Raw genomic sequence first — 13,470 nt, forward strand, 5'->3', positions numbered from 1 at the left:
CAAGGGGATTGACAGTGGCGAAATGGTGTATTACTCAACTAATACACTATACGGAAGCACACATGACACAGTGGCGCGACGATCAACCGATATTTCTGCAAATCCGGCAAAGGATGATCGAGATGATCCTCAATGGCACCATCAATGAAGGCGATGCCCTACCCTCGGTGCGGCAGGTGGCGGCCGACCTCTCGGTCAATCCCTTGACCGTCACCAAATCCTACCAGTCGCTGGTCGATATGGGGACGGTGGAAAAGCGCCGTGGCATGGGCATGTATGTGACCGAAGGCGCTCGCGCGGCCCTGCTCGCCCATGAGCGGGAAAAGTTTCTGACTGAAGACTGGCCAGCCATCGCGGCGCGGATCGCCGCGCTTGGCCTATCGGCCGAGATGTTGCTCAAGGACGGGGACGACCAATGACCACGACCACAGAAAACCCGATCGTTTCGGCACGCGGCTTGCGCAAGCGGTTCGGCAAGTCCGAAGTGTTGCACGGGCTCGATTTCGACATCCCCGCCGGCCGCATCTACGGCCTTGTCGGTCACAATGGCGCGGGCAAGACGACGACGCTCAACGCACTTTTGGGGCTGACCCAGTGCGAGGGCAAGATCGAGGTCCTGGGGCTCGACCCGTTCGCCAACCGCGCCAAGCTGATGAACAATGTGGCGTTCATCTCCGATGTCGCCTCGCTGCCGCGGTTCCTGCGGGTGCGCGAGCTTTTCGCGCTGCTTTCCAACATTCATCCCAATTTCTCGCAGGACAAGGCGCGCGATTTCCTTTCGGGAACCGACATCAAGCCCGAAGCCAAGATCAAGAACCTCTCCAAGGGCATGATCGCCCAGCTTCACCTGGCCGTGGTGATGGCGATCGACGCCAAGCTTCTGGTCCTGGACGAGCCCACGTTGGGGCTCGACATCACCTATCGCAAGCGGTTCTACCGGCGGCTCCTGGAAGACTACATGACCGAGGAGCGCACGCTTTTGATCACCACCCATCAGGTGGATGAGATCGAATTCATGCTTTCCGACATCATGTTCATCCGCGATGGCGAATTGATCGTGCATATGCAGATGGAGACGGTGAATACCAAATTCGCCCAGCTCGTCATCTCCGATCCGGCAAAGATCGAGGCGGCGCGGGCGCTGGGGCCAGTGTTCGTCGAAAGCCGGTTCGGGCAGACGGTAATGATCTTCGACGGGGTGACCCATGAGACGCTTGCGCCCCTGGGACAGGTTTCGACCCCGAGCCTGTCGGACCTTTTCGTGGCGCTGATGCAGCGCGAAACCTACAATGCGGGAGCCGCCTGATGCAGGCCACCATCGCCCTTATCAAGCGCGAATATCTCGAGCATCGCGGCGCCTTCGTCTATGGGCCGCTCATCCTGCTGGCGGTGATGCTGGCCGCCGCCATCTATGCGGTGCTCGACATCGATTTCGGCGGCGAGTTTACCGAAAGCCTGCCCACCGTGCTGCGGTTTTACGAGACCGGCTTCGCGATGTCGGCCGCCGGGTGGCTGGTCTACCTGATCATCATGCTGTTCTTTTACTATGCCGATGCGTTTGCGGCCGACAGCCGCAACAATTCGATGCTGTTCTGGAAATCCATGCCCCAGAGCGATCTCAAGATTCTTTCCTCCAAGGTCGCGGCCTCGCTAACGGTGTTCCCCACACTCATCCTGCTCGCCCTCGCCCTGACCGGGGTGATCGTCTATCTGCCGACGGTGATGGCCAGCGACTTCCTGGGCGGTTTCGCGCCGCCCTCTCTAGGGGAAACGGCGGGGGCCTGGCTCAACGTCATGGTCTCGGCGCTGGTGATCTTCGTCATCGCGCTGCTGTGGTATCTGCCGTTCCTCGCCTGGGTGGGGCTGTTGGGCACCATGGTCAAGAAATGGGCCATTCCCCTGGCCTTCCTCATTCCGGCGGTCATCGGGCTGTTCGAGAGGGTGGTGACGCGCAATTTCCTGGTCGACGGCGTCTTCTGGACCTTTATCGCCGACCGGTTCGAACTCAAATTCGACGGACTCGATTTCGAGGGATATTGGCTGACCGGCCAGCCCTGGAACGGGCTCGAGCTGGCGGCGCTGATGCTCAACGGGACCGATTGGGTGCAGCTTGTCGGCGGGGTCGCGGTGGCGGTGATCTTTGTCTATTTCGCCAGCGAATACCGGCGGCGGTTCGTGCTCGCATAGGCGCCGATTCGAACCGGCGCAGAGTATGGCGCATCAACAAGCCCTTGAGAATCCGAAAAATTTTCATGCCCACACAAACAATCGTGCAGAACTCACGGAGCCAAAACGGGTTGCCAGACTTATAGATTCGGGCCACGATGGTCCCGGTTTCAACCAAGCGAAAGGAGGTGATCCAATGTCTAGTGAGATCCGCGCATGCGGGAGTGACTTTGGGTATGAGGTGGTTTTGACGAGGCAGCCCTCGGCAAAATAGCCCTCCCTCCGAACCGCTTGGTTGGTTCACGGCGGTCCGGCTAAAGGACACGCACAGGGAAACGCTGGCGGTTCAGGTCACCTCGTGTGACGGTATCATGGAAGGACTGTTCGAGAGATCGGGCAGTCCTTTTTCTTTTTGCCCACTTGATCGCGCGCCTTCTTCGTCCTAGATTGTCCATCGTCTCTTTACGATGAAGAGACGGATACGTTCTCAGGGCGGGGTGGAAGTCCCCACCGGCGGTGACAGGCGAATTGCCTGAAGCCCGCGAGCGCTTTGCCAGATGGCGAAGGTCAGCAGATTCGGTGCGATTCCGAAGCCGACGGTCACAGTCCGGATGAGAGAGAACGGGACCAACGTCCGATGACGCGCCTGCCTTTGCGGCCGGGCGCCTGTGGCGTCGTCTCCCGTAACCCTGGGGAAACTGGTTACGGAAAGGACGACCAATGAACCAGATTTCCTCTTCCACCCACGCTCCCCTGTTGGGCGCGGTGTTCATGCTCGGCGCGGGGCTGACCTTCGCCGCGATCAATATCCTCACCCCCATCATCACCTATCAGATGGGCGTCCCCTCCACTGCCGTGGTGTTCTGGCAATATGTGATCGCCACTGTCTTTGCCTTACCGCTAATCCTGCGGATCGGGCTTTCCAGATTGCGCACGCGGCATCCTTACTGGCACGAGGCGCGGGCGTTTCTGTCGGCACTCGGCGTGCAGTTCTTCGCCTTCGGCTTTGCCGTGGGCGTGCCGGTCTGGCAGATGGTGGCGCTGTCGATGACGGGGCCGTTTTTTATCCTCATCGGCGCCACGGTGTTTCTGGGCGAAAGGCTGACGCCGCAAAGGCTAGGCGCGACCGTTATCGGCTTTATCGGCGCCGTGCTGGTGTCCCAGGTCGGGACCGAGCAATTCACGCTGGCCTCTCTGTTGCCTGTGCTCGCGGCGCTGTGCTGGGGAACGGTTTCGGTGATCACCAAATATCTCAGCCGTGACGAAGAACCGGAATCGCTGACGCTTTATATGCTGGTGCTGATTACGCCCAATCATTTCCTGATCGGGCTGATCCTCGGCATCGCCATTGCGGTATTGCCGGCGGGCACGCTGCCGGCGGGCCTAGCGACCGGGTTCGACTTCGCGCTGCCGATGGGCGCGGCGCTTGGGCTGATCGCGCTTTTGGGGCTGGTGACGGCGGCCGCGCAGTATTGCTTGAGCCTTGCCTATAAGGTCGCCGATGCCACCTATCTACAGCCGTTCGACGATTTGAAGCTGCCGCTCAATACGCTCTTGGGATGGGCAGTGCTATCGCAGGTGCCGGCGGTTTCGTTCTGGCCGGGGGCGGCGCTGATCCTGGCGGCGTCGAGCTTCATTCTCTGGAGCGAACGGCGGAGCGGGCCGGGGCAGTTGCAAATGGCTTAAAGGCTCACCCACCGTCCGTCTCGATGGCTGTGGGCCATGGCGTGGACGGTGCGTTCGATGGTGAGGCCCGTTTCGAAATCGATGATGTGCGCCGGCTCCCCGGAAATGGCGCGCATCACCTCGCGGGCTTCGATGATCTTGAGATCGTTGAACCCCAGGCCATGGCCGGGCGCGGGGATGAATTTATCGTAGGGCGAGTGGATCGGGGCGGTGAGCACCGTGCGGAAACCCTGTTCAGCCGCCCTGCCCTCGCGAGTGAAGAGCTGGAGCTCGTTCATGCGCTCCTGGTCATAGGCGATGGTGCCGTCCGAGCCGAAAATCTGCAGCGCGATGCGACCCTTGCGGCCCCAGGCCGAGCGGGAGAGCTGGATGGCGCCGGCGATGCCGCCCGAAAGACGCAGGAGGATGTTGGCGATGTCGAAGGTTTCGACCTCGCGCTGCTTGTCGTCGGCTGTCGGCCTGGTGGCGAAGGGCTTGGCGAAATCGGCCATCACCTTTTCGACCGGGCCCAAAAGCGTCGTAAGGATCGAAAGCGGGTGGACGCCGAAATCATCGAGGGCGCCATAGCCCGAACTTGCCTCGCTTTTCCAGGAAAAGAGCGCCGCCGGATCGGCCATGAAATCCTCGTCCATCTCGACGCGGACGGAATGGACGATGCCGATGGCGCCTTCGGCCAGCAGTTTCTGAACGTGCCGGATGAGCGGGTTCTGGATGTAATTGTAGCCCAGGACAGCGACACGGCCGGACGCTTTTGCGGCCTCGGCCATGTGTTCGGCATCGGCAAAGTGCGGCGCCATGGGCTTTTCGCACCAGACATGCTTTCCGGCTTGCAACGCCGCGATGGCCATCTCCGGGTGGAAGGCGTTGGGCGTGGTGATCGAAACCACATCCACTTCCGGATCGGCAATCAGGTCGCGCCAATCGCCAGTGGCGCGCTCGAATCCTAGTGCCTGGGCCTGCCGGGCAGCGAGGTCGGCATTGGCTTCGGCGAGATGGACGAGGCGTGGCCGGGCGACATCGCCGAACACGGGGGCGACCGCGTTCCAGGCCAGCGCGTGGCACTTGCCCATATAGCCGGTGCCGATCAATCCGACGCCCAGTGATGTCATGGAATGCAACAGCCCCAAAAAAAGACGGCGGAATATGAGAAACTCATATTGCCGCCGGAGGTTGCTCTTGCCCTTCGCGCTCTCGCGAAGGTCTTAAAGATACCCGGCCTTTTGCTCGCCTTGCAAGATCGTGGCAACAAAAAGGCGAAAGATTCATCCTATTATTTGCAAAAATCCCACACAGCCGGGTATCGGGAACCGCTTGCGGACTACTGGTATTCGGCGGCGTTGGAGGCGTCGACCAGCACCGTGCCGGTATCGATCCACTCTTCGATGGTTTCGCCATTGGAGAGCGCGATCAGCGACTCGATAGCGAAACGGCCCATATTCTCGGGTGATTGCGCCACCGAAGCGGTCAACTCGCCAGCCAGGATGGAGGCTGCCGCATCGGGGTTGGCGTCGAACCCGACGACCATGACGTTTTCGAGCATCGCTGCCTGCTTGAGCGCTTCGACGGCGCCCAAAGCCATGTTGTCGTTGGATGCGAAGATGCCCTGAATGTCGGGATTTCCGGTAATGATGGTTTCGGCCACCGACATGCCCATGGCGCGGTCCCAATTGGCGGGCTGTTCGGCAACGATGTTGAGGCCACAGCCCGAGAGCCCTTCCTGAGCCCCCTGGGCCCGAGCCTGGCCGGTGGACTGGCTGATCAGCCCCTGAAGGATCGCCACATTGGCCCCTTCAGGCAGGTTTTCGCACATATATTGGGCTGCGAGCGCCGCGCCGGCCTGATTGTCGGTGCCGATGAAGGAGACCCCTTCATTGATGCCTTGCGTATCGACGAAAACCACCGGGATATCCTGGGCGATTGCCGCATCGACAACCGGGGCCAGGGCGTTGGGGTCGGTGGGGGCAAGCGCGATACCATCAACCCCTTGCGCGATCAGGTCTTCGATCTGGGTGATCTGGGCCTGAACATCGGATTCCTGGGGCGGAGCGACGACGATTACTTCGACCCCGGCCTCCTCGCCAGCCGCCATGGCGCCCGCTTCGACGGCGGCCCAGAACGGGTTGCCGGCGCCGGGGCCCTTCATGCCCAGAACATAGGTTTGGGCGCTGGCGCCCACCGTCATGACCGAGAGCGCAATCCCGGCCAGAAGCACTGCTTTCATTTCATGGTCCTCCCTTTTCTCCATTTCAGTTGCGGTGCGTTCCGGCTGGAGAGCACCGGAACGGCCGGATTTTCCTACCTGCGCACGGCGGCGCGGCGGCGGACGACGTCGATCCAGACCGCGAAGATGATGACTACCCCGATCAGCACCATCTGCCAGAAAGAGCTGACATTGTTGATGTTGAGCCCGTTGCGTAAGAGCCCCATGATCAGCACCCCGGCCAGAACGCCGATCACCGTGCCGCGGCCACCGAAGAACGAGGCTCCGCCGATGATCACCGCCGCGATGGCGTCGAGTTCGAGCATCAGCCCGGCATTTGGGAAGCCGGAATCGGTGCGGCCGGCGAGCAGCAGGCCGCCCAGGCCGGCCATGAAACCGGAGATGACGTAAACCAGGATCAACACCCGATTGACATTGACGCCGGAAACCCGCGCCGCCTGGGGGTTGCCGCCGATGGCGTAGATATGCCGGCCCGTGGAGGTCTTTTCCAGGAAGAACCACAGGCCGATCGCGCAGACGGCGACGAGGATCAGGCTGGCCGGAATGCCGGCGGGCGGGGCGAAGATGCCGAGATCATAATAGGCCTGGCCGAGATAGCGCACCTCTGGCTGGAGCCCGGAAATCGGGGCGCCGTCGGTCACGAGATAAGCGATGCCGCGCACCGCGTTCAGCGTTCCCAAGGTCATGATGAAGGGGTGCGGCAGCTTAAGCCAGGTGAGCCCTATGCCATTGACCAGCCCCACCGCGATGCCGACCAGTGGACCGACCATCAGCACCACCGGCCAAGGCAGGCCGGCACGGCTGGCGATGGCGAGGGTGACCATGGAGAGCGCCATGGTGGAGCCAACGGAGAGGTCGATGCCGGCGGTGACGATGACCACGAACATGCCCAGGGCGACCAGCGCCAGAGTGGCGTTCTGCTTCAAGATGTTGGTGAGGTTCTGGGGCGTCAGGAACACCTCGGGGCGCGAGAGCGCGATCAGCACCATCATGACGATGACGACGAGGACGATGCCGTAGGTTTCGAGGAATTTCGCGAGCCTGGGATTATAAAGCACGTCCGCTCTCCCCTAGTGCAGCCGATCGTGGGCGAGGGATTCGGTATGGCCCTTGGTGCCCATGATCCAGCCGATCACCTCGTTGCGCGAAGTGTCGCCCAGCGAGCTTTCGGCGAAATTGGTGCCCTGATAGAGGGCCATCACCCGGTCGCAGCAGTAAAAGATATCGTCCATGCGATGGGAGATGATGATCACCGCAACGCCATGATCCTTCAGCCTTTTGATGAGGTCGAGCACCTTGCCGACCTCCTTGATGGCAAGCGCGGCGGTGGGCTCGTCCATGATGACGAGCTGGGCATCGAACGCGGTGGCGCGGGCGATGGCGACAGCCTGGCGCTGGCCGCCGGAAAGATCCTCGGTGTTCTGGTCGACCGACTTCACCTCGATATGAAGATTGTCGAGATGGTCCTTGGCCATGTTGCGGGCGCGCTTGTGATCGATGAAGGTCAGCGGGCCCACCTTGCTGCCGGGCTCGCGGCCGAGATAGATGTTCTCGTAAATGGGCATGTTTCCGGCCAGGGCAAAGTCCTGATAGACCATCTCGATACCCTTGGCGCGGGCGTCCTTGGGGCTGGAAAAACGCACCGGGCGGCCATCGAAAATCAGCTCACCCTCGGAGGGCTGGTAGAGGCCGGAGAGGATTTTCATCAGCGTGGATTTGCCCGCGCCATTGTCGCCGACGACACCCAGCACCTCGCCGTGATCGACGTGGAAATTGACGTCGCGCAGCGCGGTGATGGCGCCAAAATATTTGGCGATTCCGCGCGCTTCGAGAAGCGCCGCGCCTCCTCCGGCCATGCTCACCTCCCTCGCATCAAAATAGAACGACTGATGCATCAAATTATTATTATGGAATGTTTATTCCATTTGAGGCAGAGTGCGTCAAGACACAATCGGGCGATCCGGCGCAAAAATCAGTGCGAAATGGCGGGGATAAATGCGGTTTTTGCGCCTGTTTCATTTCGTTTGAGCGCCGGCGGTGCAATTGCCGGGGAAAGTGCACCCACGAGTATAGAAGCGGGCGCGGGCGCGGGGATAAAGAAAGGGCACGAAACGGGAATGGCGCGCGGGAAAGCGATGGACAGCCAAAGCCAGGCGGAGATGCCGCCACGCGACTTCGCGGCCTTGCGCGAAAAGGTGATCGCGCGCTGGGAGGAATTGCCGCGCCGGCTGACGCAGGTGGCCGAATACGCGCTCAACAATCCCGACGACGTGGCGTTCGGCACCGCCGCCTCGATCGCCGCCAAGGCGCAGGTGCAGCCCTCGACGCTTGTGCGGTTTTCCCAGGCCTTCGGCTATCAGGGGTTTTCGGACCTTCAGGACGTGTTCCGCTCGCGGCTGCGCGACCACGTGCTGGGTTATGACGAGCGCATGGCGCAATTGCGCGAGCATGGGGAAGGAAGTCCGCGCGCCTCGATGATCCTCGAAGGGTTCGCCGAAGCCTCGCTGCGTTCGATCTCGGCGCTGACCAGCCGGCACGATCCGGCGGTGTTCGAAAGGGCGCTGGACGTTCTGGAGGGCGCGCAGACGGTTTATCTGATCGGGCTGCGGCGCTCGTTTCCGGTGACCTCCTATATGGCCTATGCCATGGGCAAGCTCGGGATCCGCACCATTCTGGTCAACGCTGTGGCGGGGCTGGCGGCGGAACAGGCCGGATTTGCCGGCGAAGGCGATGTGGCGATCGCCATCAGCTTTACGCCCTATGCCAGCGAAACCGTGGCGCTGACCGCGCAGGTGCGCGAGGCGGGCGCCAAGGTGGTGGCGATCACCGATTCCATATTCTCTCCCCTCGCCTCGCAGGCCGATGTGTGGTTCGAGATCGCCGAGGCCGATTTCGAGGGGTTCAGGTCGATGAGCGCGACGATGACGCTGGCCATGGCGCTGACGGTGGCGCTGGCGGATCGGCGCAAGGGGGGAGGACCCCGGGCCTAAACCTCTGCTGCGGACGCGGAAGCGTTGCGGGTCTCCGGTCAAGCCCGAAGACGACGAAGGGGAGGGTTGATGCGTGTGGCAGCGGCCTGCGCCTGTGCTCCGGGCCAATCCTCGGGTTGAGGGCGGGGCGGACGGTGAAGCCAAAGGCCGAAACGGGCACTCCCCTCTCGCTCGTCATTGTCGGGCTTGACCCGACAATCCGCAGGGCTGCCGCGGTGTGCGGGAGACGTTGGGGGTATGGGAAGCGTTGCGGGTCTCCGGGGCGAGCCCGAGGACGACGAAAGAAGAACGGCTGGAGCCAGAGGGGATCTAGATCGGATCGACCCGCTCGAACAGGCCCTCATAGGTGAGGACAAGGCCCTGGTCGTCCAGGTCGAGATCGGCTTCGAAGCCGTTGGCGACGCCCAGATCGGTGTAGTGGACGCGAGTGGGGGTGAGGCGGTCGTAGCGCTGGCGGGAGCGGCGGACGGCCATGGTGGCGGCGTCGATGTAAGAGACATCGAGGGTGAGGCTGTCCTTGGCGCCCGAAAGCAATTTGCGGATGGGGAGCGTGTTGCAGAGGGGGGTGACCGAGAGGTCGGGTTCTTCGGCGCCGTCCAGATCGGGGCGGTGAACGCCATCGACGGACCAGCCGGTGCCGGCGCGTTCCAGCGCGATGCGCGTCATGCCGTCGGCGTCCGATTTTTCGACAAGAAGCGAAAGCGTGTGCCAGTCCGGGGTCAGGCGCCAGATGTGATCGATGCGGAAACCGCCGTCTTCGACGCAGATCACCGTACCCGAGACGGAAATGCCGTCAGCGCCGTGTTCGAGCACGAGCCGCTCCATGCCGGCGAGATCGGTCCGCCGCCAGAACAGGATCCGGGTTTCCGGCGCCGCCTGCATCTCAATCTCCTGCGTGCGGATGGCCGCATTGGTGCGAGGTCCGGGCCAGACGGTCCTCGAAATCGTCCCGCACCTGGGCCAGCGTCATTGCGGCGAACTGCTCGAGGATCATGGCCTCGGCGGCGCCGAGCGTATCGTGGATGCGCGCGTTGACCGATTTTTCAACCAGGCAGCGCGGATCGTCATTGGCAAGGCCAAGGGCGAACAGATGGGGGGAGCCCAAGGCGCGGTAGATATCGGCCATGGTGATCTCTTCGAGCGGGCGGGCCAGCTCCCATCCGCCATTGTGGCCCTTGGCCGAACGCACATAGCCTGCCTCGCGCAGCCCGGCCATGGTGCGGCGCACGACCACGGGGTTGGTCGAGAGCATTCTGGCGATGGTTTCGGACGTGGCGGCGCCGGTGTGCGAGCTCATGTGGATCAGCACATGGAGCATGCGGGAGAGCCGGTTGTCGGTGCGCATGACGAGTACCTCCGCCTCTGCCGTAGCGCGGGGAAGACCGGCGCGTCAATCGAGGCCTTGAGCGGGACGAGCGGGTGGGCGATGCTCCCAGCAGGCCGAAGGAGGAGCATCATGGGCAGCCCAATTTCGCAAAGATTGCTGGATATCGTCGATGCATTGCCGCTCAAGCGCGACATGCGGGTGCTCGAGATCGGGTGCGGGCCGGGCGCCATGGCGCGGGAGATGGCCAAACGCGTGGGCGCGGGCAAGGTGGTGGCCATCGACCGCTCCGCCAAGGCCATTGCCCAGGCGATTGCCGGCTCGGCCGAGGAGATCGCGGCCGGACGGCTCGAGTTCCGCCAGAGCGAGGCGGAGAGCTTTGCGCTGGAAGTGGGCGAGGCGCCATTCGACATCGCCGTCGCGGTGCGGGTGGGTGCGCTCGACGGGCGGCATCCGGAAGCGGGAGTGAAGGCACGGGCGGCGATCGCCAAGGTGCTCAAGCCCGGCGGCAGGCTCTTTATCGACGGTGCGCCGATCCGGGAGATCGGGCTTTAGGTTCACGCCAATCCGCGTTGCGGGAAAGCCACAGCCAAGTTTGAAGTGGTTACCACAAGGTTAGCGGCGCGGAACGAAGGGGTGGGCGCTGCGTTCAACTGGCCGCGGGGGAAGATCAGGCAGGCCGATGCCTGGGTCGCGACGGCAACGCCGTCGCCCCCAAGGGTTTGCCTGTGCAAACCAACGGAGATGAACAATGAAATCCGCTCTTGCAAAGACCATCCTGGCGACCACCGCCGGGCTGCTGATGACGGGCACCGCGCTGGCCCAAACCGCCACGGCGACCGCCACCACCGACCTCAACATCCGTTCCGGCCCGGGGCCGCAGTTCGAGGCGATCGGGGTGATCGGCAGCGGCGAAACCGCGACCGTTACCGGCTGCGTGACCGACTCCATGTGGTGCGAGATCGACTTCAACGGCACTGTGGGCTTCGCCTATTCGGACTATCTGACCGTGGAATCCCAGACTGCCGGGGAAGTGGTGGTTTTGACCGAACGTCCGCCTGAACTGGTTGGCGTCGTCGAACCCGACACCACCGCCAACTCCACTGTGACCGGCGCGGCCGGCGGCGCCATCGCCGGCGCCCTGATCGGCGGCCCTGTCGGCGCGGCGATCGGCGCGGGCGTAGGGGCGACGGCCGGCGTTGTGGTCGATCCTCCGGAAGAGGCCGTCACCTATGTGCAGTCGAACCCGGTCGACCCCATCTACCTTGAAGGTGAAGTGGTGGTCGGCGCGCAGGTGCCTGAAACGGTGACCGTGCAGACCATCCCGGACTATGAATATTCCTATGCCTACATCAACGGCCAGCCGGTGCTGGTTGCGCCGGACACGCGCGAGATCGTGTACATCGTTCGGTAAGCATACCGAAGAAAATCGACTGGGGCGGCCGAAAGGCCGCCCCTTTTGCTTGTCAAAGCCCAACCCGCTCCCAAGATGGATAAAGTTGCCCAGGAAATTTTACGATGCCCGATACTTCTCCGACGTTTTTCGCCCGCCTGGCCCGGCAGCTCATGGCCGGGGCCGCGGCGTTTTTAGCGCTGGCAGGCGCGGCCATGGCCGAGACCGTGGCGCTGGAGGTGGCTGAAGCGCGGGCAGGAATGGATGCAAACAGCGGCGCGCCGGCGCTGCACATCGAATTGAGCGCGGCGGGGCGCAAGGCGTTCGGGGATTTCACCATCCGCAATGTGGGCACCCAGATCGACGTGCTGCTGGACGGCAAGGTTTTGACCTCGCCCTACATCCAGAGTCCGATCACCGGCGGATCGCTGGTGATCAATGGCAACTTCACCGCCGAGGAGATCGAGGCGATGGTGGCGCGGATCCGGGCCGGCGAGGGTGCGCTGGTGGTGCGGCTTCCGGCGCCGTGAGCGGTGGTGCCGGTGATGCCGGAGGGGTATCGGCTTAATCCAGCTGCACGACTTGGCCCGATTTCAGGCTTTCGCTGGCGGCTTCGGCGAGTTTTTGGGCCATGAGGCCGTCATGGCCCGAGGCGCGGGGGGACTCGCCGCGATCGAGGAAATCGAGGAATTTTTCGATTTCGGCGGTGTAGGCGAGTTGGTAGCGCTCGACGAAGGAGAAGGGGATCTTGTCTTCGGTCCAGCCCTTCTCATTGGCCAGCTCGACCGTGGTGTCGTGAATGTTGGCGGCGCGCAAAAGGCCTTTGGAACCATGGACTTCGATGCGCTGGTCGTGGCCGTAGGTGGCGCGGCGGGAATTGGTGATGACCACGATCTTGCCAGAGGCGGTCTGCATCTGGACGCTGGCGGTGTCGATATCCCCTGCCCGGCCGATCTCCGGATCGGTCAAAACACCACCAAGTGCATGAACCGTAACGGGTTCTTCATCGCCTAGAAGGAAGCGGGCCATGTCGAAATCATGGATCATCATATCGCGGTAAAGCCCGCCGGAACGCTCGATATAGGAGACCGGGGGTGCGGCGGGGTCGCGGCAGGTGATGGTGATGATTTCGGGATCGCCGATTTCGCCCGAACGCAGGCGTTTTTCGAGCGCGGCGAAGTTGGGATCATAGCGCCGGTGGAAGCCGATCATCAGAGGAACGCCTGATTTTCCAGCCACTTGCAGGCAGGCTTCGATGCGCGGGACCGAAAGGGAGACGGGTTTTTCGCACAGGATGGCCTTGCCGGCGCGGGCGGCCTGTTCGATCAGGTCCGCATGGGTATCGGTGGGGGTGGCGATGAGGATGGCATCAACATCGGGAGAGGCGATAACCTCCTGGACCGTCTTGGTTTTCGCGCCCACGGCGGAGGCCAGCGCTTCGGCGGCCTGGGGCATTGCGTCGGCAATATAAGCGACGCTGGCGCGGCCCGAACGGGCGATCGAGCGGGCGTGGACATTGCCGATGCGGCCGGCACCCAAAATTCCGAAACGGACCATTTTCCCTCCCCAGAACCGTTCAACACCCCCTGTGTTGAATGGTCGAATTTGCTGTGTTGAATGCACAGGCCCGCCAATGTTGACGAACCGGCGTTTCATGGACCCATGTTTTCCCAATCAGGGCCGAGAAAGC

The 13,470-nt window shown here is 62.7% G+C and carries 15 protein-coding genes and 1 riboswitch; of the genes, 8 read left to right on the top strand and 7 right to left on the bottom strand.

Annotated elements, in window-relative coordinates; genetic code table 11:
- The first annotated feature begins 62 nt into the window (after nucleotides 1–62).
- The 4 genes from NO934_RS05005 (at nucleotide 63) to NO934_RS05020 (ending at nucleotide 3,852) form a co-directional block, all read left to right on the top strand.
- Nucleotides 63–419, top strand: coding sequence for a GntR family transcriptional regulator (locus NO934_RS05005; protein ID WP_309162683.1), 357 nt, complete (start codon nucleotides 63–65; stop codon nucleotides 417–419).
- On the top strand, nucleotides 416–1,306 hold the full coding sequence (locus NO934_RS05010; RefSeq protein WP_309162684.1) for an ABC transporter ATP-binding protein: 891 nt from the start codon (nucleotides 416–418) through the stop codon (nucleotides 1,304–1,306). The genes NO934_RS05005 and NO934_RS05010 overlap by 4 nt, the downstream gene beginning before the upstream one ends.
- Nucleotides 1,306–2,187, top strand: a complete 882-nt coding sequence (locus NO934_RS05015; protein ID WP_309162686.1) for a hypothetical protein — start codon at nucleotides 1,306–1,308, stop codon at nucleotides 2,185–2,187. Before NO934_RS05010 ends, NO934_RS05015 begins: the two co-directional genes overlap by 1 nt.
- Nucleotides 2,188–2,645: 458 nt before the next feature.
- Nucleotides 2,646–2,793, top strand: a riboswitch (FMN riboswitch).
- A 93-nt stretch (nucleotides 2,794–2,886) separates the two neighbouring features.
- Nucleotides 2,887–3,852, top strand: coding sequence for a DMT family transporter (locus NO934_RS05020; RefSeq protein WP_309162687.1), 966 nt, complete (start codon nucleotides 2,887–2,889; stop codon nucleotides 3,850–3,852).
- Here the strand turns inward: NO934_RS05020 and NO934_RS05025 are convergent.
- From NO934_RS05025 to NO934_RS05040, 4 genes are all read right to left on the bottom strand, one after another.
- A complete protein-coding gene (locus NO934_RS05025) occupies nucleotides 3,849–4,961 on the bottom strand; it encodes a Gfo/Idh/MocA family oxidoreductase (RefSeq protein WP_309162688.1) in 1,113 nt (370 codons plus the stop codon). The genes NO934_RS05020 and NO934_RS05025 overlap by 4 nt on opposite strands.
- Before the next feature lie 209 nt (nucleotides 4,962–5,170).
- Complete coding sequence (locus tag NO934_RS05030; RefSeq protein WP_309162689.1) at nucleotides 5,171–6,073, bottom strand: sugar ABC transporter substrate-binding protein; 903 nt, start codon at nucleotides 6,071–6,073, stop codon at nucleotides 5,171–5,173.
- A 74-nt stretch (nucleotides 6,074–6,147) separates the two neighbouring features.
- On the bottom strand, nucleotides 6,148–7,131 hold the full coding sequence (locus NO934_RS05035; RefSeq protein ID WP_309162690.1) for an ABC transporter permease: 984 nt from the start codon (nucleotides 7,129–7,131) through the stop codon (nucleotides 6,148–6,150).
- 12 nt (nucleotides 7,132–7,143) lie between these two features.
- Nucleotides 7,144–7,929: an ATP-binding cassette domain-containing protein gene (locus tag NO934_RS05040; RefSeq protein ID WP_309162691.1), complete on the bottom strand. Its 786-nt coding sequence runs from the start codon at nucleotides 7,927–7,929 to the stop codon at nucleotides 7,144–7,146.
- 261 nt (nucleotides 7,930–8,190) lie between these two features.
- On the opposite strand from NO934_RS05040, the gene NO934_RS05045 reads away from it, so the two are divergent.
- Entirely contained in the window at nucleotides 8,191–9,063 is an 873-nt protein-coding gene (locus tag NO934_RS05045; RefSeq protein ID WP_309162692.1) for a MurR/RpiR family transcriptional regulator, read from the top strand.
- Nucleotides 9,064–9,372: 309 nt separating this feature from the next.
- Here the strand turns inward: NO934_RS05045 and NO934_RS05050 are convergent, their stop codons facing one another.
- Together NO934_RS05050 and NO934_RS05055 are read right to left on the bottom strand one after the other, a co-directional pair.
- Nucleotides 9,373–9,945, bottom strand: coding sequence for a putative glycolipid-binding domain-containing protein (locus tag NO934_RS05050; RefSeq protein WP_309162693.1), 573 nt, complete (start codon nucleotides 9,943–9,945; stop codon nucleotides 9,373–9,375).
- 1 nt (nucleotide 9,946) lies between these two features.
- Nucleotides 9,947–10,408: an Rrf2 family transcriptional regulator gene (locus NO934_RS05055; protein WP_309162695.1), complete on the bottom strand. Its 462-nt coding sequence runs from the start codon at nucleotides 10,406–10,408 to the stop codon at nucleotides 9,947–9,949.
- A gap of 111 nt (nucleotides 10,409–10,519) precedes the next feature.
- Here NO934_RS05055 and NO934_RS05060 point away from each other — a divergent pair, with 111 nt between their 5' ends.
- From NO934_RS05060 to NO934_RS05070, 3 genes are all read left to right on the top strand, one after another.
- The gene (locus NO934_RS05060; protein ID WP_309162697.1) at nucleotides 10,520–10,942 is read left to right on the top strand and encodes a class I SAM-dependent methyltransferase; all 423 of its coding nucleotides are present in this window, start codon (nucleotides 10,520–10,522) and stop codon (nucleotides 10,940–10,942) included.
- 196 nt (nucleotides 10,943–11,138) lie between these two features.
- On the top strand, nucleotides 11,139–11,801 hold the full coding sequence (locus tag NO934_RS05065) for a DUF1236 domain-containing protein (RefSeq protein WP_309162698.1): 663 nt from the start codon (nucleotides 11,139–11,141) through the stop codon (nucleotides 11,799–11,801).
- Between the two features lie 104 nt (nucleotides 11,802–11,905).
- On the top strand, nucleotides 11,906–12,310 hold the full coding sequence (locus NO934_RS05070) for a hypothetical protein (protein WP_309162699.1): 405 nt from the start codon (nucleotides 11,906–11,908) through the stop codon (nucleotides 12,308–12,310).
- A 34-nt stretch (nucleotides 12,311–12,344) separates the two neighbouring features.
- Here the strand turns inward: NO934_RS05070 and iolG are convergent, their stop codons facing one another.
- Nucleotides 12,345–13,337, bottom strand: coding sequence for an inositol 2-dehydrogenase (iolG, locus tag NO934_RS05075; protein ID WP_309162701.1), 993 nt, complete (start codon nucleotides 13,335–13,337; stop codon nucleotides 12,345–12,347).
- Nucleotides 13,338–13,470: the final 133 nt, after the last annotated feature.

Origin of the sequence: Pelagibacterium sp. H642 (genome assembly GCF_031202855.1) — a bacterium.
In the GTDB taxonomy this organism is placed as follows: Bacteria; Pseudomonadota; Alphaproteobacteria; order Rhizobiales; family Devosiaceae; genus Pelagibacterium.